This is a genomic window from Duganella sp. FT27W (assembly GCF_009295655.1).
In the GTDB taxonomy this organism is placed as follows: Bacteria; Pseudomonadota; Gammaproteobacteria; order Burkholderiales; family Burkholderiaceae_D; genus Rugamonas; species Rugamonas zoogloeoides.
Genome location: NZ_WHIV01000001.1, coordinates 840,540 through 859,297, shown reverse-complemented (window position 1 = coordinate 859,297; position 18,758 = coordinate 840,540). Strand labels below are relative to the sequence as shown.

Sequence of the window (18,758 nt, the reverse complement as noted above, 5' to 3'; positions counted from 1 at the left end):
ATCATTCATGAGTCATACCGTGTCCGACCGTTTTGTGCGCAGCCATCTCAAGATGCGGCACCTGATCCTGCTGGTCGAGCTGGGCCGCCACGCGTCGATCGCCAATGCCGCCGCCGCCGCGCGCCTGACGCAGCCGTCCGCGTCGCGCCTGATCAGCGACCTCGAACACGTGCTTGGCATCCAACTGTTCGAACGCATGGCGCGCGGCGTGGTACCGACCTGGGCCGGCAAGATGCTGATCCGCCGCGCCGGCGTGGCGCTGGCCGAGATGGATGCGGCGCACTTCGAAATTTCCACCCTGCTGTCCGGTATCGGTGGCCGGGTGGCGATTGGCAGCGTGCTCACACCGGCGACCAATATCCTGATGCAGGCCATCAAGCTGTTCAAGGCGCGGTCGCAAAAGGCCAGCCTGGTGGTCGATTTCAGCACCAGCAAGTCGATGGTGGAGCGCCTGCTCGACGGCCAGCTCGACATGGTGCTTGGCCGCATCCTCGATACCTCGACCGTGCCACTGCTCAATTTCGAACCGATCACCGACGAAGTCCACCACCTGATCGTGCGGGCCACCCACCCGCTGGTGGGCCGCGCCGACCTGCAACTGGCCGAGCTGGTGGAGCAGTCGTGGATCGTACCGCCGGCCGGCAGCATCCTGCGCGACCGGCTGACGGCGCTGTTCCTGTCCGAGGGCCTCGATCCGCCGGTGGAAACCGTGGAAACCCTGTCGGTGCCGCTGGTGGTGTCGCTGGTGACCAATACCGACATGCTGGTGGCACTGCCGAAAGAGCTGGTGCAGGCGCAGCTTGCAGCGGGCGAACTGGTGGCGCTGCCGTTCGACCTGAAACTGCGCATGGACGTGTACGGCATCATCACGCGCCAGGGCCACGTGCTGTCGCCAGGCGCTGAAATCCTGGTCGATGCGCTGCGCGAAGCGGCGGCAGTCGAACTGGCGGCCAGCCGCAAGCTGCGCCAAGTCCCCTAACCCAAGACCTGCAAGGTCATCCAGGTGGACATGACAGCGCCCGGCGCCAGGTCGCGCAGGCCCGTGCTGGCCACGCCTTCGGCCCGCAACTGGTGGGCGTTGGGAATCTGGGTGACGGGCTCGATAGCAACAAAATCACTGTCCGCCCCGGGCCGGTAACACTGCATGAAACTGCACAGCGGATCGGCACTGAGCAGCAGCGCGTAATCGGGGTAGCTGAGCACCGCCTTGCCATCCCAGCCTGTATAGCAATTGTTGACTTGCCACGGCCCCACGGCCAGCGGCCCCGGCGCGACTGGCTGCGGCGCCACGCCGGTAGGCAAATGGTCGGCCGACACGCCCCAGCGGCCCGCCCAGTTGCCGCTCAGCGTCGCACCCGCGCTGTGAAAAAACGGGTGAAAACCCATCCCGAGCGGCATGGTGCGCATGCCGGTATTGGTCACCCACAGCGTTTGCGTGAGCCAGTTGTCGCCGAGCGCGATCGACAGCGTGGCGGCAAAATCGAACGGCCAGTGCCGGTCGGCCTGGTGCTGCAAGCCCAGCACGACATGCGCGGTATGTTGTTCGATCACGCGCCAGGGCCGCCGCCAGCCCACGCCGTGCAAGCTGTGGGCCTCGCCCGGGTGCGGCGGCAACGGTTCTTCCCCCGGCAAGCGGCCGTGAGCGATGCGGTTGGCGTACGGCACCATGGGAAAACACGCGATCTGGCCGTCGGGCGCATGCAGCAGCGCGTCGCCACGCCATTGCCAGGCGCCGATGGCCGCACCATGACCGGGAAACAAGAGCGCGGTACTGTCGCCGCAGTGGAGTTCGATCGCTTCCAGGACAAAACCTTTCGAATAATGGGGGATCGGTCGATTATACGGTCGGCATCGGGCCGCGAGCCATGCTGCTTTGTCATGCTTCGCAGCAGGAATGGCATGGCCGAGGGTCGCTGCTGCCCCGCTTTCCTTTGTAAAATCGCAGACGACGACAATTCCCACAATAAAGAGACAAACAGCAAAGGACAGAGGAATGATGCATGGAATAGAACAGCCGGCTGCCGGCAGCACGACCACCGCCACACCGCCCGCCTCCACCACCACCTTGTGGCTGGCGGCGGCCGTATCTGCCCTGGGCGGGCTGCTGTTCGGCTACGACTGGGTCGTGATCGGCGGCGCCAAGCCATTTTACGAGGCGTGGTTCCAGCTGGTGTCGCCAGCGCAGCAAGCATGGGCCGTCAGTTGCGCGCTGGTCGGCTGCCTGGTGGGCGCGATCGGCTCGGGCTGGATCAGCGACCGCCTGGGCCGCCGGCGCGGCCTGTTGATTGCAGCGGTGATTTTTGCCGTGTCGTCGGTGGGCACCGGCTGGGCCGGCTCGTTCGACGGCTTTATCGCCTGGCGCATGATCGGCGGCGTGGCCATCGGCCTGGCAGCCGGGCTGTCACCGGTGTACATCGCCGAGATTGCGCCCGCAGCGATCCGCGGCAGGATGGTGTGCCTGAACCAGATCGCCATCGTGCTTGGCATTCTCGGCGCGCAAATCGTCAACCTGTTGATTGCCGAACCGGTGCCGGCCGGCGCCACCACCGCCCAGCTGGCCGCCAGCTGGAACGGCACCACCGGCTGGCGCTGGATGTTTGCCGCTGCCGCCGTGCCGGCAGTTGCGTTTCTGCTCGGCTGCCTGTTGATCCCGGAGAGCCCGCGCTGGCTGGCCGGCCGTGGCCGCACCGACGATGCGCTGGCAGCGCTGCACAAGCTGGGCGGCGCCGACTATGCGCGCGGCGCCATGCATGACATCCGCACTGCGCTCGGCGCATCCAGGGGACGCAGCCTGAAACAGGTACTGGCCGAGCCGCGTTTTGCGCGCGTGCTGGTGATTGGCGTCGTGCTGGCCGTATTGCAGCAATGGTGCGGCATCAACGTGATTTTCAATTATGCCCAGGAGATTTTCGCCTCGGCCGGCTACGCCGTGTCGGACATGCTGTTCAACATCGTCATCACCGGCGTGGTCAACTGCGTGTTCGCGCTGGTGGCGCTGGCAACCGTCGAGCGCTGGGGCCGCCGCCGGCTGATGCTGCTCGGCTGCGCCGGCCTGTTCGTGATCTACCTGGCGCTGGGCGCCTGCTACCTGGCCGGCTGGCAAGGCTGGCCACTGCTGTTGCTGGTCGTGACCGCGATTGCCGTGTACTCGATGACGCTGGCGCCGGTGACCTGGGTGGCGCTGTCCGAAATCTTCCCGCAGGAAGTGCGCGGCGCGTGCATGGCGGTGGCCACCACGGCGCTGTGGGCCGCGTGCTTCCTGCTGACCTACACCTTCCCGCTGATCAACGCCGCAATGGGCACCGGCATGACGTTCTGGCTGTACGCGGTGATCTGCCTGGCGGGCTTTGTCTTCGTGCTGCGCAAATTGCCGGAGACACGCGGCAAGAGCCTGGAAGAGATCGAGCAAGGCTGGCGTTGATTTCATCAACGTAAAAGGCCGGCGCCCCTTGCAGGGCGCCGGCCTGTTTCATGGTCGAGGTTATTTACTGCTCTGCCACCAGGCTGACATCATCGACCTTCAGCCACTGGCCATCGCTGCCCTCCGAATACAGGCCGATCTGCACGCTGCCGTTCTTGACGTCCACGTTGGGCACGCTGACCTCGGTCCACGCGGTGCGGGCCGTTTCGAGCGTGATGGCCGCTTCCGGCCCGCCGTGGCCGTAGGCGTACAACCGCGCCACCTTCTGGCCGCCGCTGCCTTTTATCCACGCCCTGAGCGTGTAGCGGCCGTTCGGCAATGTGACGTTCTGCACCGCGCTGCCCATCGTGTGCTGGTCGTGCGCCAGCGTCAGGGCCCAGCGGCCGGTGCGGCTGTCCAGCACGTTGACGGTGGGGCTCGGCCCTTTCAGGTTGGTCCAGCTGACCACCCAGCCGGTCACGCCGGTCTGCGCCACGCGGTCGGCCTCGAAGCCGGGATTGAGCACGTAGTTGTTGCCCTTGCCCACCTGCCAGGTGCCGCGTTCGGCGTCGAGCGAGAATTCGCTGAGCGAGTGGAACACCGGCGCCGTGCCCTCGAAGGTGAGCGGCACCCAGATGTTGTAACCATTGCCGTTGCCGGCGTAATTGCTCCAGCGGTCGCCGGCAAACAGCACCGTGCCCTGCTTGCCGCCGGCGACGGGAATGAAAAAGCCGTTTTGCGAGACGTGCGAGAAGTCGTTTTCCGTGCCCTTGATCAGGCGCTCGGGCGTGTACGCGCCGTCGATGCTGGGCGACGTCATGTAATAACTGCGCGAGGCATTCCAGCCATGCAGCTCCGACGAGCAGAAGTAATACAGGCCATTGTGCTTGAACATGGCGTTGCCTTCGCGCCCGCCGGCCGGCGCCTGGTGCACCAGCTTGGCCGGGCCTACCTGCAAGAAGTCGCTGGCGCGCAGCGGCGCCACGTACAAATGGCGCCGCTCGCCGGAATTGCTGAAGATGAGGTAAGGCTGGCCGTCGTCGTCGATGAACACGGTCTGGTCGCCGGTGGCCGCGCCGTTGACATTGGGCACCTGGGTCTGCAGGTTGTCGTATTTAAAAGGGCCGGTGGGCGTATCGCTGGTGGCGAACAGCACGCCGTTACCGGCGCCCTTGCTGCCGTACTGGGTGATCAGCACGTATTTTTTGGTGCGCTGGTGGTAGACCACGCCCAACCGGCCGAGCCAGGCATCGCGCTCGAAGATCTTGCCGGGCGCCGCCACCTTGATCACTTCGCCCTCGTTGGTCCAGTTGACCAGGTCGGTCGATGAATAGGCGGTCACTGCGTTGAATCTGGTGGCCGAGCCGTCGGGTTTGCGGCTGGTGATATAGCCGACCGCTTCCTCATACTTGACGCCATACCAGTAGTATTTTTCGCCTACCTTGAGCACGCCGCCGCCCTGCGAATAGATCGGCGCGCCGCTGGTATCGCGCCAGAAGTCGCCGTTGCGGATGGTGCGATTCGCCGCAGCAGTAGCAGCGGCGGTGGCGGTAGCAGTGGCGGTGGCAGAAGCAGCGTCATCGGCCGGCGCATCGGCGGTAGCCGGCGTATCGGCGGTGGCCGCCATGACCGGCCCGGTGCCGGCCGCGCCGCCCACGGCCAGCGCCAGCAGCAAGCCGGGCAACCAGCGGGCGCTGGTTGTGGTTCGGGGTATCGGATACCGCATCAGTCTCTCCTCGTTGTTATCCGGGAAATTCTAGCGGAGGACGACCTGCGCTGCTATGCCGGTTCGGACGACAGCCATATCAAAACCGGCATGGCCGGTGTTTAATCACCGATCTGAGCGAAACAGCTGCTTGTACTGCGACGGCTGGCACCGCAGGTACTGGCTGGCCGCCGGCACCTGCGCACCCAGCGCGGCAGCCGCGTGCCATGGCCATCGCGGGTCGTACAGGATGGTGCGCGCGAGCGCCACCAGGTCGGCGTCGCCGTTGGCGATGATCGCTTCGGCATGCAGCGGTTCGGTGATCAGGCCCACGGCCACCACGGGAATCTGCACCACGTTTTTGATGGCGCGCGCCAGCGGCACCTGGTAGCCGGGGCCGACCGGAATATCCTGGTCCCGATGCAGGCCGCCGCTCGAGACGTGGATCGCATCGGCGCCATGGTCCTCGAACATTTTCGACACGGCCTGCGCTTCTTCGACGGTAAAGCCCCCCGGCACCCAGTCGGTGGCCGAGATGCGCACACTGACGGCGCGATCTGGCGGGAATGCCGCGCGCACCGCATCGAATACCTCGAGCGGAAAGCGCGCGCGGTTGTCCAGCGAACCACCGTATTCGTCGGTGCGCAGGTTGGCCAGCGGCGAGAGGAACTGGTGCAGCAGGTAGCCGTGCGCGGCGTGGATCTGGATCACGTCGATGCCGAGGTCGGCGGCGCGGCGCGCGGCGGCAGCAAAGCCGTCGCGGATGCGGCGCAGACCTGCGTGGTCGAGCGCAGCCGGGGCCACGTAGTTGTCGTGAAACGCCACTGCCGACGGCGCAATCGTGGGCCAGCCTCCGGGCTGGCCCGGAGCGATCTGCCCGCCACCATCCCACGGCTTTTGAGTAGAAGCCTTGCGGCCGGCGTGGTTCAGTTGCACCGCAATCGGCATGGCGGACCAGTGCCGGATCGAGTCGATCACGCGGCCCATGGCGGTCTGTGTGGCGTCATCGTACAGGCCCACGTCGCCATAGCTGATGCGTCCTTCGGGCAGCACTGCGGTCGCTTCAATGGTGAGCAGCGCGGCGCCCGATTGCGCAAGCTGGCCCAGGTACATCTGGTGCCAGTCAGTCATGCAGCCATCGACGGCCGAGTACTGGCACATCGGCGCGATGACGATGCGATTATCCAGCGTAAGTTTGCGCACTTGCAGCGGGGTGAACAATTGAGATTGGGGCATATCGATTCCTTGAGATTAGCGCAGCAGGTTCACTTTGGCCAGGTCGATCAGTTCACCGGCGCGGCCGTCGAGCACCGCCTTCATCATGAACAGTCCGAACTGGCCGGCCTCTTCCACCGTGGTGGTCGGCGGCATGATCAGTTCCTGGCGCGGCGTGACCACGTCCAGCAGCACCGGGCCGTTATGGGCCAGCGCGGCAGCGATGGCGCTTTCGAGCTGCTGCGGGTCTTCCACGCGGATGCCCTTGATGCCCATCGCCTCGGCCATGGCGGCGAAATTGGGGTTTTTCAGATCGCAACCGACATCCGGATAGCCGTGGGCTTTCATTTCCATTTCGACAAAGCCCAGTGTGCCGTTATTGAGCACGACGACTTTTACCGGCAGGTCCAGCTGCAGCAACGTGAGGAATTCGCCCATCATCATCGCAAAGCCGCCGTCGCCCGAGAATGAAATCACTTGCCGATCCGGGTGCGATACCTGCGCGCCGATCGCATGCAGCATGGCGTTGGCCATCGAGCCGTGGTTGAACGAGCCGACCAGGCGGCGCTTGCCGTTCAGTTTCAGGTAGCGCGCGGTCCAGGCGATCGGCGTGCCGACGTCGCAGGTGAAGATGGCGTCATCAAGCGCCAGTTCGCTGACGATGCGGGTGACCGCTTGCGGATGGATGTGGCGGGTGCCGTCATCGAGCGCGGCCAGCTGGTCTAGGTCCTTGCGGGCGGCAATGTAGTCCTGGCGGGCGCTGGCCAGGAAGCTGTCGTCGGCTTTGGACTCGAGCAGGGGCAGCAGCGCGGCCAAGGTCTCCCTGACGCCGCCCAGCAGCCCCAGCGTGAGCGGGCAGCGATTGCCCAGCGCCTCGGGCCGCACGTCGATCTGCACGATGCGCGCATGCTCGGGGAAGAACTGGCGGTACGGGAAGTCCGCCCCCAGCACCACCAGCGTATCGCAACGCTTCATGGCCTTGTAGCCAGAGGCAAAGCCCACCAGGCCGGTCATGCCCACGTCGTAGGGATTGTCGTATTCGATGTGCTCCTTGCCGCGCAGCGTGTGGACAATGGGCGCTTGCAGCGTGCGCGCCAGTTCGATCACCTGCGCATGGGCGCCTGCACAACCGGCGCCGCAGAACAGGGCCACGCGCTCGGATTCGTTGAGGATGGTGGCCAGTTGCGCCACGTCGGCGGGCGGCGGCAGGATCGCCGGCGCGGTGGGCAGCAGCCACGGTGGCGGCTCGGCATGCAGGCGCTGGGTGGCGATATCGCCGGGGATGACCACCACGGCCACGCCGCGCTTTGCTACCGCGATGCGCATGGCGCGGTGCAAAATCTGCGGCAGCTGCGCCGGATGGGACACCAGCTCGACGTAATGGCTGCACTCCTTGAACAGGCTTTCGGGATGAGTGGACTGGAAATAGTCGATGCCGATTTCCGCGCTTGGAATGTGGGCGGCAATCGCCAGCACCGGCACGCCGCTGCGCTGGCAGTCGAACAGGCCGTTGATCAGGTGCAGGTTGCCGGGCCCGCAGCTGCCTGCGCACACGGCCAGTTCGCCGGTCAGATGCGCTTCGGCGCCGGCCGCAAAGGCGGCGCCTTCTTCGTGGCGCATGTGCACCCAGTCGATCTTGTCCTGCCGGCGCAGCGAGTCGGTCAGGCCGTTGAGCGAATCACCCACCACGCCATAGATGCGCTTGACACGCGCCTGGGCCAGCGTGCTTGCCAGGCAATCCGCTGCTGTACCGCTCATGGCTGTCTCTCCTCGGTGAACAATCAGAATGAAACGAGTGTAGCGGAGGGTTGCCGCGTTTCGCCTCTCCTATAGTGGAGGCGCCCCATTTCCCGCTGGGTACGCTTACGCACAGATGCATGGCGCCCAGGGGCGCAAGCCGCATGGCTGGGTGCTTTGCCGCCCTCTCACTTCAAGGAAAACCTCAATGTCGTTTCAACACGCAATCGTCTGGCTCGACCAGACCGAAGCCCATGTCATCCACTTCACCCGCGATGACTCCGAGACCGACGTCATCAAAACATCTTCGCAGCACCAGAAAGCCGGTGTACCGAGCAACAACCGCGCCGAACCCGACTACACCTACATGGACGAAGTCATTGCCGTGCTGACCGATGCCAAGGAAATCCTGGTCGTCGGCCCCGGCATGGAAAAGCTGGCCTTCATGCGCCACATGACCAAGAGCCATGCCGAGACTGCCGACAAGGTCGTCAGCGTGGAAACCGTCGATCATCCGACCGACGTGCAACTGCTGACCTATGCACGCAAGTACTTCGTCAAGTCGGACCTGACGCACTGATCGTCTTTGCCTGCTGCACGCGGCCGTTGATCCATGCGTGGACCCGGCCGCGCACTTGCGCAGCAATCTTTACCGGAAAACGGACGAAACCATGTGGCGCCTCGGGCACCACGTGGCATTCGACGTCTGTTACGGCGCCCCAGCGCTCAGCCATCAGGGTGGTATCGTCAAGCAGCGGATCGCGCTCACCGGCAAACATGATTGCCGCCGGCAGGCCGGCCAGGTCGCCATACAGGGGCGAAGCCGGCGCCGCGCGGCGTTCTTCGTCGGTCAAGCCGGGCGTGAGCAGGCGCAGCGAAGCGGCCATTGACGGGCCGTGCAGCACCAGCGTATCGGCGCCCGCCGCGTGCACGCTGGGCGTACCGGCCAGGTCATACATACCGTAGTACAAGATGGCGCCATCGATACGGCGCAGCAGCGCCGGCCAGCGCTGCAATTGCAGCAGCGTGGCCGCCGCCAGGTGGCCGCCGGCCGATTCGCCGAGGACATAGACCGGCAACCCGTCATATTCCGGCAGCCCGCCATCGAGCAGCCAGCGCGCGGCAGCCAGGCAATCGTCCATGATGGCCGCCAGCGGCGTGTTGGTCGCCAGCCGGTAATCGACCGACACCACCGCCACATCGCACGCCGCGATCAGTTCGCCGTTGAGCTGGTCGTTCATCTGCGCATTGCCGATCGCCCAGCCGCCGCCGTGAAAATCCAGTATCACCGCGCGCGGCGGCCTGTTTCCTCGTAATACCCGCACCGGCACCCGCAGTCCATCGGCCTGCGCCGCGAACCGTGAAATACGCACGCCGGACCGTATCGTACGCACATCGGGCACGAACTGGGACAGCCGCAACAGCGACTGGATCACGAACGGCATCACGCGGTTGCTGATCTTGAAGCGCGGCGCCCATGCCAGCTTGCGGTTGAAGCTGCGCATTTGCTCGATCGCCCCGGGTTCAACCACCAGCGCGAACGTCATCGGGCGCGGTCTTCCTTGCGGATGGCGGCAGCGAGTATGCGCTCGACCACCGGGCGCGGTACCTTGCGCACCAGCAGAAAGGCGGCGGCGCTGCGCTGGCCATAGGTACGGGCCCATTCCAGGCCCTGGCGGACGATCGATGCCTGGCGGGCATCGGTACGGGGGAGTTGTTTGGTATCCATCGTGCCACTATCGCATAAAGCGCCGCACCGCACAGTACGGCGGCGAACGGTGCGGACCATGTTCCACGGTACACTGCGTTGCTCTATAGCCAGGAAAGAATCGATGTTACCGACGTTACGATGGATATTACCGTTGCTGGCCTGCTCGGCGCTGGGCGGCTGCGCCCTCACCCGCGTCTCCGACGCCACCCTGGCCGAAGAAGCCGAAAAGCTGCACGCGGTCGGCCTGACCACGGACGCGGCCAGAAAGGTCGCCACGGAACACGGTTTCGAATGCAGCCCGTACATCAACCGGGACGTATCGGTATCGACCAAGGACGGCGTGCGCAAGACCGATATGCTCGAGTGCAGCAAAAAATCGCTGGAACTGGTCTGCCCGCAACGCCGCTACGTGGTATTCAACATCGACCCCGCCACCGGCCTGGTGCGCGCCGTGGGTAAGCGGTTTACCCAGAATTCGTGCTTTTGACGCACGCGTGATATTCTGCGCGCCACCACATATCCCGAGAGATACCATGAGCACGCCTGATCTGCCCTTCCGGGCCACCACCGCCGAAGCCTGCGCCTGGCTCGAACAACAGACCGGCACGCCGTGGACCCTGGCGCGCATGCTCGATAGCGGCTTGATCCCGGTTGTCTGGCTCGACTACGATGCCGCTTATCCCGACCTGTTTGGCGACGCCAATGGCGGCTATGCCGCGCCGATTTATTTTGCAGACGATGTCGCCCGCCTGGCCGCCGGGAGCGCGGACATTTTGATCACCATGACCAAGGACGCCTACAAGCTGCCCGTGCGGCTGCCGGAGCCAGGCTTTACGCGGCCGCTCGACCAGCTGCGCTTCCAGAAGCGCGACCTGGAACGGCTGGTGGGCAAGCTGAAACAGGAGGCGCAGGCGGCACAGGAGGAAAAGCAGAAACTCGCCACGACCGAAACCCAGGCGGGCATCAGCAAGGCCGAAGTGCTGCAGGCATTCGGCGCGCTGGTGAAATTGAACCTGGACCAGGCGCTCGACGAAGCGATTGGCATCTTTGGCGACGATGGCGCCCGCGTCAAGGCGAGCGCCAAGAAATCGAAGCGCAACGCGGTGTGGAATCCAGTCACGCTGGCCCTGGGCCTGCACGATGTGTACCGCGCACCGATCGGCCCCTTGAAGCGGGCCTTCACATCGCAGGATTTCCTGCACGCGTGGCGGGGCAACTGGGAAGAATCGCTGCGCTTGCTGGGAAAATAAATCAGGCGGCGGTTGCCTTGGCCAGCTTCTGGATGCGGCGCGGTTTGTCGTTGATGATCTGGTGCCGCTTGTGGTCGGTCATTTTCTTCCACGACCGCGCCTCGTCCAGCGTGCGCAGGCATTCTCCGCAATAGCCGGTGCGGCCTTCGAATTCGCACACGCCGGTGCAGGGAGATTTGACTGCCATGATTACCTATGGAAATAAGAAGGCCGACAACAAGTCGGCCTTCGATACGCTGACATTCGCTATCTTACCAGTACGGCCTAGCTGGCAACACCCATGAACGGAATCACACCGCACACCAGCGCCGCCACCAGCATCACCAGCGACGCCGAGATGGCCCACAGTAGGGTGTAGCGCTGGTGATCGCCGAACTCCACCTTCGCCATGCCCACCAGCAGGTAGGTCGAGGCCACCAGCGGGCTGAGCAAGTGCACCGGCTGGCCGATGATCGACGCGCGGCCGATCTCGGCGCCGGTGATGCCGTACACGGCGGCGGCCTTGGCCAGGATCGGCACGATGCCGAAATAAAACGCGTCATTCGAGATGAAGAACGTGAATGGAATGCTGAGCAGGCCGGTGACGATGGCCAGGTGCGGGCCCATCCACTCGGGAATTGCATAGATCACGCTGGCGGCAATCGCATCGACCATCTTGGTGCCTTGCAGGATGCCGACGAAAATGCCGGCCGCGAAGATCAGCGACACCACCGGCAGCACATTGCCGGCGTGAGCGGCGATGCGCTCTTTTTGCTCTTCCATGTTCGGGTAGTTGATCATGATGGCAATCGCAAACGCGATCATGAACAGCACCGGCAGCGGCAGCACGGCCAGCACCAGCATCACCATCAGCGCCAGCGTCAGCCCAAAATTCACCCAGATCAGCTTGGGACGCGCGGTCTTCGGATCGCCGACCTTGATGTCGTCGCAGTTCTCGACTTCGGGCGGGCAGTTCAGGTGCACGACCTTGCGGTCGGCGCCGGCGCGGCGGCCCACGAAACGGGCGCCGTCGCTGTGACCGAACTGGGTGGCGCCAGCGGCCGGCGTGTAACCGCTCATGGCGGCATTCACCTGGCGCGGCTGCTCAAAACCGGCATAAGCCTTTTGCGGAACCAGTGCGGCATCCTGCTCTTCCTGGGCCAGCTTGGCAGCCTTGGCCGCTTTCGATTGCAGCGGCTGCAACTCCACTACGCCCAGACGCTTGCGCTCCTTGCGGCCCAGCATGTAGGCCACGAACAGCACCCAGCACACGCCGGCGATCATGGCCGGGATCATCGGCACGAAGATGTGGCCGACGTCAACGCCCAGCGCGCTGGCAGCGCGGGCGGTCGGACCGCCCCACGGCAGGATGTTGAACACGCCGCCAGCCAGCATGATCACGCAGGCCATCACCAGGCGGCTCATGCCGAGGCGCTGGTACAGCGGCAGCATGGCCGAGACGGTGATCATGTAGGTGGTGGCGCCGTCGCCGTCGAGCGAGACGATCATCGTCAGCGCGGCCGTGCCGACCACGATTTTCATCGGATCGCCCTTGACCAGCTTGAGGATCAGCTTGACGACAGGGTCGAACAGGCCGGCATCGATCATGACGCCGAAGTAAAGAATGGCAAACATCAGCATGACGCCGGTCGGCGCCAGTTGCTTGATCCCGGCCAGCATCATCGGGCCGAGCTCGGGAGCAAAGCCGCCGATCACGCCGAAGATGATCGGCACCAGGATTAGCGCCACCAGCGCCGGCAGGCGCTTGGTCATGATCAAGAACATAAACACAACGACCATCGAATAAGCAAGCACGGTCAACATTTGATTTCCTCCAGGCATTTCGTCTCCGGCAACCACACCGGGGTTATAGTTTTCTCGCATATGCAACATCAGCGACGTGAATACTATAAGTGCCTGAAGCTTTCAATTCACTTTCAGTGCGGCGCTGCCAGAGCTTTCGGAAACCTTTGACTTATCTCATGCCGCAGCTTGTGGACGCGAGAAGTATGGCGGTATGACCGTAGATCCCTTATTCGATATCCAAAACCTCGCCAAGATCGAGCCGCTGCTGCTCGCGCATCCGATCGCGCGTAAATATTTTCAAGGGGAGCTCTATGACGGACATGGCCAACGGCTGCGCACTCTCGTCATTGACCGCCTGCCTGAAGCATCGTTAATCCTTGATGAATCCACCATTGGCCGGGTGTTCATGGCCCCCGACGGCTCCATTGTCAAGGCGCGACATATCTGCGCCCGGAACGATGCTCCAGCCGGACTGAACATCCAATCAAGCAGCGTCTTACACGCGACGGGGGAAAACGGCAGCGTGATCGCCTTCCGCGAGGCAGTTGGGCCTGCACTGTGGATCGATGCGTTGCACATCGATAATTTGATATTGGCACCGCAGGCGCCGATGCGTCTGGCGACAATTGCATTCGGCCTCATGACCATCGCAGCGTACCGTCTCGGCTTCCAGCATATCAGCCTGTATGCGGCCGGGCGCGGGCCGCTGCGCAACGATGATCCTGATGCGATGATCGGCTACGCGGTTTGGCCAAAATTCGGCTTTGATGCACCTGTTTTACCTGTCGAGCTGAATCGGTTCCCCCGCCCTGCCCTGGCTCGTGCGAGCGCAGTCCAGGATGTTTTGAACGCCGTACCCGGCTGGTGGGCAGAACACGGTAGCGGTAGAACCATGCTATTCGATCTGAACTCCGGCAGTCGCAGTTGGTCGATTCTGCTAAACTATTTGTACGCTGCCCTGCTGGAGGACGGACCATGACTGCCGCGAAAAAAATCCCTTTCGATATAGAGAGCAACTACAAGGTAGCTGCCGCCCTGCACCGCGCCAAGGTGACAGCGAACTATATTCCGCATCCCGATGAAATCATGCCGGTCGATGGCCGCCTGCATGTGGCCTTGACTGGCACCGCACTTACCCGTGCCGAACAGGCTGCACTGTTCGGCAAGTCCAGCATCGACATTCCTGAGTTCCGAACCGAACGCCAAAAACTGAAGTAGAAATCGACCGGTTCAGCGCAGCCTGCGGCGCTGCCAGAACGGCGCATCTGGCCACCGCTGCTCGGCCGCGTAATAGCCGTGGCGCATGTGCAGATAGGTTTCGAAGTTGTCGAACAGCGAGCGGTTGTAGTGGCGGGCCATATTGGTGTCACCCACCAGGTACGCTTCGGCCACGCGCGCGGCGTGGATGCCGGAGCTGACCGCCTGGCCGATGCCCATCGATGAGATCGGATCGAAACAAACGGCCGCGTCGCCGGCGGCGGTCCAGTTCTCGTTATCAGGCAGTGAGGCCACGCGGCTGTGGATGGCGTAGTGGCGCATGGCAGCCGGTGCCGGCAGGCGTGCCATGATCCGGCCCACGTGCGGCGTTGCCAGTCCTTGTGCGCGCCAGTTGTCTGCCTCGTTGAGCTCAAGGCGCTTGAGGATGTCGGTATCGGTGATGAAGGCTACCGCCACCTTGTCACCGGGCAACGGGGTGACGTAGTACCAGCCGTGTTCCGTGGTTTCCACCAGCGTCTGTTGCGGCAGGAACGTGGGGGCGCCCAGGTCGTAGTAGCAGTACAGCGCCACCAGGCCATCCTCGGTATGCACCGGGCGCCCGCGCTTTTTGACCACCAGCGCATTCTTGCCGCTGCAATCTACCAGGTAGCGCGCCGAGATGTCGAGTTCCTTGCCCCCCACCAGCAACTGCAAGCGCCAGGCATCGCCGTGCGCAAGCTGGACGACCTCGGCAGGCCGATACAGTGCCACGCCGGCCCTGGCTGCCTGGTCGAGCAGGATGGTGTCGTAGCGCCTGCGGTCCAGCTGCAAGGTATTGCCCTGGCTGCTGAAAATGGTCTCGCGCATCACCAGGGCGTCGTTGCCCCACGCTGCCGCGTGCGAGTACGTGGGCAGTTGCGCCCCCGCCAGCGCCGCGCGCGGCACGCCCAGGTAATCGAGCAGCGACAACAGCGATGACGAGACCGATTCCCCGGCCCGGAAGTCCTCGAACAGGCGCCGCTCGACCAGCGCCACCCGCAGGCGCGTGTAGCGGGACAGCGCCAGAGCGGCAGCAGTGCCGGCGGCGCCGCCGCCGATCACTACCACGTCGTAATCAAGCGGCGCATCCATCCTAGTGCCCGTAACGACGACGACCGGCAGCAACGATTTTCTGCGGCACGTCATGCTGCGACGCCTGCGCACCGTTGCTGCTTGCCACGCTGGCTTGCAGTGCATGCAGCTTCTCCTTCGGCGACTGCGGGTCTTCGTCCTTCAGGAACCAGGCGGGCAGATAATTCGAGTCGTCGCCGGTAATGAAGCTGCTGGCATTGCCCACGCCCACGCTGGCCACGACGAATTTATCGTGGTTGCGTTCCTTCTCGACAAAGTACGGGTACAGGCGGCCGGCATCCGCGTCCTTGTTCTGGTTGACCACGAAGCCCAGGTATTGCCACGAGCTGATCATCTGCGAGAAGCTGTTCATGCCACGGCTGTACATCACCTGCATGCCGGCAGGCACGCCAGCTACCAGCTGCTCTTCCTTGGTGGTGGCGCCGCTGATGACGTTCCACGGGCTTTGCGGCGGCCACCAGTACGCGTAGTATGTCGGCGGCACCGGGATCGACGTAGCGGGATTTTTCACCAGGTCCGGGTTGTCGAAATTGATCATCTGCACCGAGCAGTCGTAGAAGTCCGCCTGCCATGGAATTGCCATGCGCTTGGTGAGGTCGCCCGGCTCGCAACCGCTGCCGACGGTCGGATTGTTCCAGTCGATGGGTTCGCACTCGTCGCGACCGGGCGACAGGCCGTTCTTTTCATAATCGGCATCGGCGCGGTGCAGGATCGCGTACGGACGCTCGTAAATCACCGGGTTGCGCACGCTCCAGGTCACCTCGATGCCGGGGCACATCGGCTCGCCCACGCAGTTGCCGATGGCGGCGCGATCGAGCGCGGCGATGCCGGCAAGCGCCAGGCCCGGCGCGGTGGGAGAAAACTTGCCGGCAGCCCACTGCTGAAGGGCGAAATACTGGGTGTCGGTCAGCACCGAGAACTTGCTGATGATGTTGTTGCGAACCGAGTTGGTACCGGAATTGAGCGGCATCAGCGGAATGCCGGCAGCCGGATCGGACTGTGTATTGCCGCTGAATAATTGGTTGCCCTGCCCGCCCGAGAAGCCCGGTGGCTGCGTCAAAGAGGCCTGCTTGATCTTCGATGGCTTGCGGAAATAGCTGAGGAATTTTTCGCGGTTGGCGCGATTGTTGTCCGATGCATCGGCCACGTCGAAGGCCGGGCGAATGAAGGCGGTCATGGCTGGCACCGTGGCCACCCACTGGTAGTCGCCCATGCGCTCAAGGAACGGCCGGATGTCCTGCTCGAAGTTGACCACGTAGTCGGGGTTCCAGCCGTCGGTGGCCGCCCACTGGACCGCATCGTAGGCGGCCGGCAACGCGCCCTTGTACTTGATCGACAGGTCGGCCACCACGTCGTCCCAGGTCGAGATATTGACCAGTTCGGGCGCGAACTTCGGCGAGCCGATCACCACCCAGGCTTTCAGTTCCACGGGCGCGCTGCCGTCCCTGAAATACACGGTGGCAGTGACCGGGCCGTCCGCGATGTCATCGTTCCAGGTGTCGCCGCCGCCGAAGCCGGTGATGGGATCGATGCCGCCGGCGCGGCCGTAGGCGCCGATCACCAGCAGGTTGCCGGCGCTGTCCGTGCGCATTTCGCCAAGCGTGCGTACCGGCAGACCCTGGGTGACGACATTGGCATCCGGGAACGACACGTGCGGATAATTACCCGCGCCCTGGGCGTCGAAGTGGGCGATTTGCTGCACTCCCGCCAGCACGCGCGGACCCGGATCGACGATCAGCTTCTGGCGGTCGGTGCCGGTGACGGTGGGATTGCGCAAATCGATCCAGTTCTGCTGGCTCAAGCCCCACGCTTCCGGGGTATTGGTCCAGGTTTCGTAGCTGTTGTTCTGGCCGAACATCAGGTCGCCCAGCAGTGGCACATAGTTCCACCAGGCCGCCTTCTTGTTGGCGACGTGGACCTTCCATTCGATCTTGGCGATGGCCGGATCGTCGAGCGCAATGGCAACGGGCGCCTGGCCGGGCAGGTTGCGGTAGATCTGGAACTTGGCGGCCTGGCGGCGCACGCGACCGAGGCTGTCCTTGAACTGGCTGACGGTGACCGGCTGGTTGTTCTGGAGGACGGGATTGCCGTTGGCGTCGGCTTCGAACGGCAGGCCGCCGGTGGTTTCCGGCGCCAGGTAGAACGAATCGAGGCTGTTACCGACGCGGCCGATGCCGATGGCCGGGTGGATCGAGTACTGCGCATTGTTGCTCATGTGTTTTCCTTTGAGTTTATCAAGACATCTGTCGTTTCAAGATCGCTTCATACCCCTCCACCAGCAGGCGCAAGCCCTCCGGCGTTTCCTGCGGTGACAGCGTGATGTCGAGCGTGCCAGTCTTGGGCTTCTTTTTGAACAAGCCCCCACTCTGTCCGCCCGGAAAATTCAACTGCAACTCGCCCCCGACGATTTCCATCTCGAAGCTGGCCGTGAACCTGGCCTTTTCCACCTTTGCCATCGTGAACGGCACCAGCGTGACCAGCGGTACCGCCACTTCCAGGTTCTCGATCTGGCCGGCCTCGTTCACGTGCGGGTATTCCAGCGTGACCGTGCGCGGCACCAGGGTCTTCTGGTCGCCCGGCTGGCTGCCTGTTGCAGGATCGGCGGGCACCTCGATGAAATATTTATCGAGGATCTTGGTATTCGCATCCATCAGCGCATCGCTCGCACCGACCAGGGCTGCGTGGATTGCGGCTATAAATGATTTCAGGCTGATCATCGGTGTTACCCCCGTCGTTTCACTTGTTCCAGTTTCTCCATGGCGTTCGCTACCAGAGGCTTGCTTTCCACCGCCAGCCCGATCGCGGCACTGCATTGCGAACAGATGAACTGCACGCCAAGCAGCAACTGGTGGGTATTGAAGGGAATCTTGTTATTGCACACAGGGCACGGGATGGACTGTTCGGAATTGATCATGATTTGTTTAAAATAGTTGGGTTTCTGTTAGCCGGCGCCGACGCGGGAGCAGGAGCGGAAGTGGGAACGGCGACGGGCTGGATGGCCTTGGTGTACAGGTCGAGGATGGTCAGCACGCCGGTCGGTAACGGCAGCGGGCTGGCATTCAGGCTCAACTTCAAATTGCTGCGCTGGTCCGACCCCTTGCCACCTTGCGATGACCGGGCAATTTTTCCATTCAACCTGGCGCGGTGGTCGGTCACCTTGTTATCGGTGCCGTTGGCGGCAACCGCTTTTTTCGGTATGGTGGACGTGATTTCCATATCGAAATCGATGCTGACCTTATCCACTGCCAGCGAGTTGATCGGGATGATGCACAGCAGCGGCATCGAAAAATTGAGCTCCACCATCTTCACCTGGCCCGGTTCGCCATCGTCCGCTGCGTCATCGACCACGCCCCTGGTCATGGACATCACGATCATGATCGGCGCATAGACGTCGTTCTGGTCTTTGGTAAAGCAGTACTCCAGCAGGAACCTGGTTTGCCCGGTCACCATCACCGCGTTGGCTTTCGACGCTGCGACCAGCGGGGCGCTGATCATGGCTTCGATATCGAGTTCCTTGCTGAAGTTGGGTTTGAACGTTTTGTTTCCGGAGTCGGCCATAAGTTCACGCACGGTGGCGAAGTGGGTTAAACAGGCCGGCCCCGGTCAAGGGCCGGCCAAAACGGGAAC

At 63.5% G+C, this 18,758-nt stretch carries 20 protein-coding genes; 7 read left to right on the top strand and 13 right to left on the bottom strand.

Going from position 1 to position 18,758, the window contains the following annotated elements; genetic code table 11:
* The first annotated feature begins 19 nt into the window (after positions 1-19).
* The gene (locus F8197_RS03720; RefSeq protein ID WP_373996777.1) at positions 20-979 is read left to right on the top strand and encodes a LysR family transcriptional regulator; all 960 of its coding nucleotides are present in this window, start codon (positions 20-22) and stop codon (positions 977-979) included.
* On the opposite strand, the gene F8197_RS03715 is transcribed toward F8197_RS03720, so the two are convergent.
* Positions 976-1,962, bottom strand: coding sequence for a hypothetical protein (locus F8197_RS03715; RefSeq protein ID WP_373996776.1), 987 nt, complete (start codon positions 1,960-1,962; stop codon positions 976-978). The genes F8197_RS03720 and F8197_RS03715 overlap by 4 nt on opposite strands.
* A gap of 31 nt (positions 1,963-1,993) precedes the next feature.
* Between F8197_RS03715 and F8197_RS03710 the strand changes: the two genes are divergently transcribed.
* The gene (locus tag F8197_RS03710) at positions 1,994-3,421 is read left to right on the top strand and encodes a sugar porter family MFS transporter (RefSeq protein ID WP_227012045.1); all 1,428 of its coding nucleotides are present in this window, start codon (positions 1,994-1,996) and stop codon (positions 3,419-3,421) included.
* Positions 3,422-3,485: 64 nt separating this feature from the next.
* Here the strand turns inward: F8197_RS03710 and F8197_RS03705 are convergent, their stop codons facing one another.
* The 3 genes from F8197_RS03705 to poxB all read right to left on the bottom strand — a co-directional run bounded on the left by F8197_RS03705 (position 3,486) and on the right by poxB (position 8,078).
* Positions 3,486-5,126 (bottom strand): family 43 glycosylhydrolase, encoded by a 1,641-nt coding sequence (locus tag F8197_RS03705; RefSeq protein WP_227012044.1) that lies wholly within the window; start codon positions 5,124-5,126, stop codon positions 3,486-3,488.
* 105 nt (positions 5,127-5,231) lie between these two features.
* The gene (locus F8197_RS03700) at positions 5,232-6,341 is read right to left on the bottom strand and encodes an NADH:flavin oxidoreductase/NADH oxidase (protein WP_152880047.1); all 1,110 of its coding nucleotides are present in this window, start codon (positions 6,339-6,341) and stop codon (positions 5,232-5,234) included.
* 15 nt (positions 6,342-6,356) lie between these two features.
* The gene (poxB, locus tag F8197_RS03695) at positions 6,357-8,078 is read right to left on the bottom strand and encodes a ubiquinone-dependent pyruvate dehydrogenase (protein WP_152880045.1); all 1,722 of its coding nucleotides are present in this window, start codon (positions 8,076-8,078) and stop codon (positions 6,357-6,359) included.
* A 187-nt stretch (positions 8,079-8,265) separates the two neighbouring features.
* Between poxB and F8197_RS03690 the strand changes: the two genes are divergently transcribed.
* Complete coding sequence (locus tag F8197_RS03690) at positions 8,266-8,637, top strand: translational machinery protein (RefSeq protein ID WP_152880044.1); 372 nt, start codon at positions 8,266-8,268, stop codon at positions 8,635-8,637.
* Here the strand turns inward: F8197_RS03690 and F8197_RS03685 are convergent.
* Positions 8,615-9,604 carry an alpha/beta hydrolase gene (locus F8197_RS03685; protein WP_152880042.1) on the bottom strand — a complete coding sequence of 330 codons (990 nt, stop codon included), beginning with the start codon at positions 9,602-9,604 and terminating at the stop codon, positions 8,615-8,617. The genes F8197_RS03690 and F8197_RS03685 overlap by 23 nt on opposite strands.
* Positions 9,601-9,786, bottom strand: a complete 186-nt coding sequence (locus F8197_RS03680) for a hypothetical protein (protein ID WP_019924338.1) — start codon at positions 9,784-9,786, stop codon at positions 9,601-9,603. Before F8197_RS03680 ends, F8197_RS03685 begins: the two co-directional genes overlap by 4 nt.
* A 103-nt stretch (positions 9,787-9,889) precedes the next feature.
* Between F8197_RS03680 and F8197_RS03675 the strand changes: the two genes are divergently transcribed.
* Positions 9,890-10,255: a hypothetical protein gene (locus F8197_RS03675; protein ID WP_227012043.1), complete on the top strand. Its 366-nt coding sequence runs from the start codon at positions 9,890-9,892 to the stop codon at positions 10,253-10,255.
* A gap of 46 nt (positions 10,256-10,301) precedes the next feature.
* Positions 10,302-11,018, top strand: a complete 717-nt coding sequence (locus F8197_RS03670) for a hypothetical protein (RefSeq protein ID WP_152880040.1) — start codon at positions 10,302-10,304, stop codon at positions 11,016-11,018.
* A 1-nt stretch (position 11,019) separates the two neighbouring features.
* Here F8197_RS03670 and F8197_RS03665 read toward each other — a convergent pair whose 3' ends face one another.
* Both F8197_RS03665 and F8197_RS03660 read right to left on the bottom strand, forming a co-directional pair.
* On the bottom strand, positions 11,020-11,205 hold the full coding sequence (locus tag F8197_RS03665) for a DUF1289 domain-containing protein (protein WP_019924335.1): 186 nt from the start codon (positions 11,203-11,205) through the stop codon (positions 11,020-11,022).
* A 77-nt stretch (positions 11,206-11,282) separates the two neighbouring features.
* Positions 11,283-12,821 carry a CitMHS family transporter gene (locus tag F8197_RS03660; protein ID WP_152880038.1) on the bottom strand — a complete coding sequence of 513 codons (1,539 nt, stop codon included), beginning with the start codon at positions 12,819-12,821 and terminating at the stop codon, positions 11,283-11,285.
* Between the two features lie 193 nt (positions 12,822-13,014).
* On the opposite strand from F8197_RS03660, the gene F8197_RS03655 reads away from it, so the two are divergent.
* Both F8197_RS03655 and F8197_RS03650 read left to right on the top strand, forming a co-directional pair.
* A complete protein-coding gene (locus tag F8197_RS03655; protein WP_152880036.1) occupies positions 13,015-13,782 on the top strand; it encodes a hypothetical protein in 768 nt (255 codons plus the stop codon).
* Positions 13,779-14,021 (top strand): hypothetical protein, encoded by a 243-nt coding sequence (locus F8197_RS03650; RefSeq protein WP_152880034.1) that lies wholly within the window; start codon positions 13,779-13,781, stop codon positions 14,019-14,021. The genes F8197_RS03655 and F8197_RS03650 overlap by 4 nt, the downstream gene beginning before the upstream one ends.
* 12 nt (positions 14,022-14,033) lie before the next feature.
* Here F8197_RS03650 and F8197_RS03645 read toward each other — a convergent pair whose 3' ends face one another.
* Genes F8197_RS03645 through F8197_RS03625 form a run of 5 tightly spaced genes read right to left on the bottom strand, consistent with a single transcriptional unit; the run spans position 14,034 to position 18,689 of the window.
* Positions 14,034-15,131 (bottom strand): tryptophan 7-halogenase, encoded by a 1,098-nt coding sequence (locus tag F8197_RS03645; RefSeq protein ID WP_193333320.1) that lies wholly within the window; start codon positions 15,129-15,131, stop codon positions 14,034-14,036.
* Between the two features lies 1 nt (position 15,132).
* Complete coding sequence (gene lodA / locus F8197_RS03640) at positions 15,133-17,346, bottom strand: CTQ-dependent lysine 6-oxidase LodA (RefSeq protein WP_152880030.1); 2,214 nt, start codon at positions 17,344-17,346, stop codon at positions 15,133-15,135.
* Positions 17,347-17,365: 19 nt separating this feature from the next.
* Entirely contained in the window at positions 17,366-17,848 is a 483-nt protein-coding gene (locus F8197_RS03635; protein ID WP_193333319.1) for a DUF2589 domain-containing protein, read from the bottom strand.
* A gap of 5 nt (positions 17,849-17,853) precedes the next feature.
* Positions 17,854-18,045, bottom strand: coding sequence for a hypothetical protein (locus F8197_RS03630; protein ID WP_019924330.1), 192 nt, complete (start codon positions 18,043-18,045; stop codon positions 17,854-17,856).
* Positions 18,042-18,689, bottom strand: coding sequence for a DUF2589 domain-containing protein (locus tag F8197_RS03625; RefSeq protein WP_152880026.1), 648 nt, complete (start codon positions 18,687-18,689; stop codon positions 18,042-18,044). The genes F8197_RS03630 and F8197_RS03625 overlap by 4 nt, the downstream gene beginning before the upstream one ends.
* Between the last annotated feature and the right edge of the window lie 69 nt (positions 18,690-18,758).

Excerpts from the sequence above, each read along its gene's own strand:
- F8197_RS03710 (WP_227012045.1), top strand. The coding sequence starts at position 1,994 with ATGATGCATGGAATAGAACAGCCGGCTGCCGGCAGCACGACCACCGCC.
- F8197_RS03705 (WP_227012044.1), bottom strand. The coding sequence starts at position 5,126 with ATGCGGTATCCGATACCCCGAACCACAACCAGCGCCCGCTGGTTGCCC.
- F8197_RS03700 (WP_152880047.1), bottom strand. The coding sequence starts at position 6,341 with ATGCCCCAATCTCAATTGTTCACCCCGCTGCAAGTGCGCAAACTTACG.
- poxB (WP_152880045.1), bottom strand. The coding sequence starts at position 8,078 with ATGAGCGGTACAGCAGCGGATTGCCTGGCAAGCACGCTGGCCCAGGCG.
- F8197_RS03690 (WP_152880044.1), top strand. The coding sequence starts at position 8,266 with ATGTCGTTTCAACACGCAATCGTCTGGCTCGACCAGACCGAAGCCCAT.
- F8197_RS03685 (WP_152880042.1), bottom strand. The coding sequence starts at position 9,604 with ATGACGTTCGCGCTGGTGGTTGAACCCGGGGCGATCGAGCAAATGCGC.
- F8197_RS03680 (WP_019924338.1), bottom strand. The coding sequence starts at position 9,786 with ATGGATACCAAACAACTCCCCCGTACCGATGCCCGCCAGGCATCGATC.
- F8197_RS03675 (WP_227012043.1), top strand. The coding sequence starts at position 9,890 with ATGTTACCGACGTTACGATGGATATTACCGTTGCTGGCCTGCTCGGCG.
- F8197_RS03670 (WP_152880040.1), top strand. The coding sequence starts at position 10,302 with ATGAGCACGCCTGATCTGCCCTTCCGGGCCACCACCGCCGAAGCCTGC.
- F8197_RS03665 (WP_019924335.1), bottom strand. The coding sequence starts at position 11,205 with ATGGCAGTCAAATCTCCCTGCACCGGCGTGTGCGAATTCGAAGGCCGC.
- F8197_RS03660 (WP_152880038.1), bottom strand. The coding sequence starts at position 12,821 with ATGTTGACCGTGCTTGCTTATTCGATGGTCGTTGTGTTTATGTTCTTG.
- F8197_RS03655 (WP_152880036.1), top strand. The coding sequence starts at position 13,015 with ATGACCGTAGATCCCTTATTCGATATCCAAAACCTCGCCAAGATCGAG.
- F8197_RS03650 (WP_152880034.1), top strand. The coding sequence starts at position 13,779 with ATGACTGCCGCGAAAAAAATCCCTTTCGATATAGAGAGCAACTACAAG.
- F8197_RS03645 (WP_193333320.1), bottom strand. The coding sequence starts at position 15,131 with ATGGATGCGCCGCTTGATTACGACGTGGTAGTGATCGGCGGCGGCGCC.
- lodA (WP_152880030.1), bottom strand. The coding sequence starts at position 17,346 with ATGAGCAACAATGCGCAGTACTCGATCCACCCGGCCATCGGCATCGGC.
- F8197_RS03635 (WP_193333319.1), bottom strand. The coding sequence starts at position 17,848 with ATGATCAGCCTGAAATCATTTATAGCCGCAATCCACGCAGCCCTGGTC.
- F8197_RS03630 (WP_019924330.1), bottom strand. The coding sequence starts at position 18,045 with ATGATCAATTCCGAACAGTCCATCCCGTGCCCTGTGTGCAATAACAAG.
- F8197_RS03625 (WP_152880026.1), bottom strand. The coding sequence starts at position 18,689 with ATGGCCGACTCCGGAAACAAAACGTTCAAACCCAACTTCAGCAAGGAA.